At 70.0% G+C, this 1,514-nt stretch carries 2 protein-coding genes; both read left to right on the top strand.

The features are described from left to right. Window positions 1-898 (top strand): sulfate adenylyltransferase subunit CysD (gene cysD / locus ACOTKD_RS38095; protein WP_424893600.1); only part of this gene is annotated, 898 nt, incomplete at its 5' end. A 2-nt stretch (window positions 899-900) separates the two neighbouring features. Continuing rightward, window positions 901-1,514, top strand: a 614-nt coding sequence (locus ACOTKD_RS38090) for a GTP-binding protein (protein ID WP_424893599.1), incomplete at its 3' end; no start/stop codon positions are given.

Below are 1,514 nucleotides of genomic sequence, written 5' to 3'. Positions count from 1 at the left end.
TCCGTATGCGTTGTCGCATCTGGATGTGCTGGAGTCGGAGGCGGTGCACGTCTTCAGGGAGGTGGCGGGGGAGTTCGAGCGGCCGGTGCTGTTGTTCTCCGGCGGCAAGGACTCCATCGTCATGCTGCACCTGGCGTTGAAGGCGTTCGCTCCGGCGCCGTTGCCGTTCGCCCTGCTGCACGTCGATACCGGGCACAACTTTCCCGAGGTGCTCGCCTACCGCGACCGGGTGGTGGCCGAGCACGGTCTGCGGCTGCACGTGGCGTCGGTGCAGGAGGCCATCGACGCCGGGCGGGTGCGCGAGCGCCCCGACGGGACGCGTAACCCGCTGCAGACCGTGCCCCTCCTCGACGCCATCACCGCGCAGCGCTTCGACGCCGTCTTCGGCGGCGGCCGCCGCGACGAGGAGAAGGCGCGGGCCAAGGAGCGGGTGTTCTCGCTGCGGGACGAGTTCGGCGGCTGGGACCCGCGCCGCCAGCGCCCCGAACTGTGGCAGCTCTACAACGGCCGCCACGCCCCCGGCGAACACGTCCGCGTCTTCCCCCTGTCGAACTTCACCGAACTCGACGTGTGGCAGTACATCGCCCGCGAAAAAATCGAACTCCCCTCGATCTACTTCGCCCACGAACGCGAGGTCTTCGCCCGCGACGGAATGTGGCTGGCCCCCGGCACCTGGGGCGGCCCCCGCGACGGCGAAAGCGTGGCGCGGCGCCTGGTGCGCTACCGCACCGTCGGCGACATGTCCTGCACCGGCGCCCTCGACTCCACCGCCACCACCGTCGCCGACGTCATCACCGAAATCACCACCTCCCGCCTGACCGAACGCGGCGCCAGCAGAGCCGACGACCGCCTCTCCGAAGCCGCCATGGAAGACCGCAAGCGCGAGGGGTACTTCTGACCATGACCACCACCACCGTAGCGACCTCACTCCTGCGCTTCGCCACCGCCGGCTCCGTCGACGACGGCAAATCCACCCTCGTCGGCCGCCTCCTGCACGACTCCCAGTCCGTCCTCGCCGACCAGCTCGAAGCCCTCGAACACGCCTCCCGCAACCGCGGAGCCACCGCCCCCGACCTCGCGCTGCTCACCGACGGCCTGCGCGCCGAGCGCGAACAGGGCATCACCATCGACGTCGCCTACCGCTACTTCGCCACCCCCCGCCGCCGCTTCATCCTCGCCGACACCCCCGGCCACGTGCAGTACACCCGCAACATGGTCACCGGCGCCTCCACCGCCCAAGCCGCCGTCGTCCTCGTCGACGCCCGCAACGGCATCGTCGAACAAACCCGCCGCCACGCCGCCGTAGCCGCCCTCCTGCGCGTCCCCCACCTCCTCCTCGCCGTCAACAAAATGGACCTCACCGACTACGCCGAATCCGTCTTCGCCCCGATCGCCGAGGAATTCGCCGCCTACGCAAGCTCCCTGGGAATACCGGAAATCACCACGATCCCGGTCTCGGCGCTCGCCGGGGACAACGTCGTCACCCCCTCCCCCCACATGGACTGGTACGGCGG

It is taken from the genome of Streptomyces sp. XH2 (assembly GCF_049725035.1).
Lineage (GTDB): Bacteria > Actinomycetota > Actinomycetes > Streptomycetales > Streptomycetaceae > Streptomyces > Streptomyces roseoverticillatus.
Note: the sequence above shows the minus strand (reverse complement) of the source record. Positions and strands in the feature narration are given on the sequence as shown.